We start from the raw sequence: 2,638 nt of genomic DNA, 5'->3' as shown, positions 1-2,638 counted from the left end.
CTCGGTCCGAATTGTTCTGTCGCAAGACCAATCGTCCCAAGTCAGAGGGCATCTGCGCGCCTACGACACGATCAACTCACCACAATCATCGGTGGATCCAGGCCGGGGGCCGGTAAGTCGTCGTTGTTGCGGGCCGGTTTCGTGCCCCGCCGCGCGGATTCCGCTGTGGTGTTGTTCAGCCCCGGCCGCCATCCGTTCGAAGAATGCGCACTGCAGCTCGCCCCGCTGCTGGGGACCACCGCAGCGCAGGTTCTCGACGAACTGGGATCGGCACCGGACACCCTCCGGCTGCTGCTGCGCCAGGCCGGACCCGACGGCGCCACGGTCGTGGTCGACCAGTTCGAGGAACTGTTCACCCTGTGCACCGATCCGGTCGAACGCACCTCCTTCCTCGACGCCCTGCTCACCGCCGCGTCGGGCGCCACCGAGGTCGTGCTCGGGGTCCGTGCCGACTTCTACCCCCGCTGCGCCGAGCACCGCGGACTGGCCGACGCCGTCGCCGGCGCGCAACTGCTACTCGGCCCTATGACCGCCGCCGAATTACGGGATGCCATCGTCAAGCCCGCGACCCGCGCCGAGCTCAGCGTCGAAGGCGCCCTGGTGACCGAGCTGGTCGCCGAGGCCCACGCCCAACCCGGCGTCCTCCCGCTGCTGTCCCACGCGCTGCTGGAAACCTGGCGCCGGCGCCGCGGTGCGACGCTGGCGTTGTCCGGCTACCACGCCACCGGCGGCATTCGGGGCGCGCTGGCCAACACCGCCGAAGCCGAATATTCGTCCCTGGACGAGGCCGAGCAGGCGACTGCGCAGCAGTTGTTGCTGCGGCTGATCGACGCCGGCGAGGACACCGGCGCCACCAAACGCCGCCTCCGGCGCGACGAACTCGACCAGGACGACCCCCGGGTCGATGTCGTCCTGAACCGGCTGGCGGCGTCCCGGCTCATCACGCTGGACGCCGACACCGTCGAGCTCACCCACGAAGCTCTGCTTGACGCATGGCCACGGCTGCGCGACTGGCTGGCCGAGAACCGCGCAGGCTTGCGAGTCCACCGGCAACTCACCGACGCCGCTGCGGCCTGGGAAGACACGAACCGGGAATCCGACGCCCTGGCGCGCGGGACGCGGCTGGCCGTCGCCCGGGAATGGGCCGAAACCGGCCACGCCACGATGACACCTCGGGAACGGGAGTTCTTGCACGCCAGTGTCGAGGCCGAGCGAGCGGCGCAGCACCGGGCCGGGCGTCGCACCCGGCAGCTGCGATGGCTGTCCGTCGGCCTGGCCGTGCTGCTCGCCGGAGCAGTGGTGCTCGCGGGCGTAGCCGTGCTGAACCAGAGGACCGCGGCCGAGCAGCGACGGATCGCGCAGTCACGCCAATTCGCCGCACAGGCCGACGCACTGGCCGAGCAGGACCCGGGCCAGGCGGCGCGGCTCAGCGTGGACGCCATCAACGCCTACTCCACCGTCGAAGCGCGCAGCAGCCTGCTCAGCAGAATCGGACGGCCAGCGTCGCACGGCCTGCTCGCCGTACGTCAGATGGCATTCGGAATTGGTGCGCTGAGCCCCGATGGCAGATGGTTCGCCGGACAGGACGCCGAGAACAACACCGCCCTCTGGGACCTACCGAAGCGCACACAAGCCGCGGTCCTCCGCACTGACCAACCCACGCAAAAGTTGCCGATGACCGCCGCCTTCAGCCGGGACAGCACACGCCTGCTGGTGGCGATGGCGGACAACACCCTGCTGTTGTGGAATCCGGCAGCACCGCAACACCCGATCGCGGCCGGGTTCAGCACCGGGGACATCCGTTCTGTCGCATTCAGTCCCGACGGCACTCGGGTGGCCACGATCAGCAGTGATCAGGCCCTGGAGATTCGCGACAGCACCAGCCTGCGGACGCTCATCACTGTGCCCGGCCCGCCGGCAGCGGCCACAAGCTTCGGCGCGGTCGCTTTCAGCCCTGACGGCCGGACGCTGGCCACCACCGGCGGAGACGACCTGGTTCTCGTCCGAGACGCCGCGACCGGTGCCGTACTTGAGACGCTGCCGTCCAAACCCGACAACGGGCGGCCGCTGGCCTTCAACGCCGACGGAACGAGGCTGGCCTTCCCTGACCCGAAGGGCAACATCACGATCTGGGACATGACAACCCACAGGCCGGCCGCGACAATTCCCGAGGCCGGAAACGTGAGCTGGCTCGCCTTCGACCCCGGCGGCGGCAACCTCATCACATCCGGCACCAGCGGGCTCCGCATGTACAGTCCTGACCTGCTCGGCTACATCGTGCTCACCTCGACATCAGTGGGCGGCCTGGCCGTCTCGAACGGACTGATCGTCGTGCCCGGAACCGCGGGAATCGCCGTATGGGACATCCCGAAACTGCCCATCACTGCCTTCGACGCCCCTGCCGACGTTGTGTTCGCCGACGGCGACTCTGCAGTACTCGGCGCGGGCAGATACGCCGCCGCAGTACGGCGCTGGAAAACAGAACCGCCGCACTCCGAAACAGCCTTGATTCCGCAGCCCCCAGGAACCACCACCAGGGTCCCGGCAAAGTCGTTGTGGCTGGTTAGTGGGTGATTCCGAGCTGGGTTAGTGGTCGGGTGAAGTCGCGGGCGTTGTGGCGTAGTGCGGCGGCGATGTT

General features: G+C 68.7%; 1 protein-coding gene. It reads left to right on the top strand.

Features of this window, described 5'->3' with window-relative positions:
• The first annotated feature begins 30 nt into the window (after positions 1 to 30).
• A complete protein-coding gene (locus ACFOSH_RS42270) occupies positions 31 to 2,574 on the top strand; it encodes an nSTAND1 domain-containing NTPase (RefSeq protein WP_378247143.1) in 2,544 nt (847 codons plus the stop codon).
• Positions 2,575 to 2,638: the final 64 nt, after the last annotated feature.

The sequence above is a fragment of the Amycolatopsis speibonae genome, assembly GCF_042647925.1.
GTDB lineage: Bacteria > Actinomycetota > Actinomycetes > Mycobacteriales > Pseudonocardiaceae > Amycolatopsis > Amycolatopsis speibonae.
Note: the sequence above shows the minus strand (reverse complement) of the source record. Positions and strands in the feature narration are given on the sequence as shown.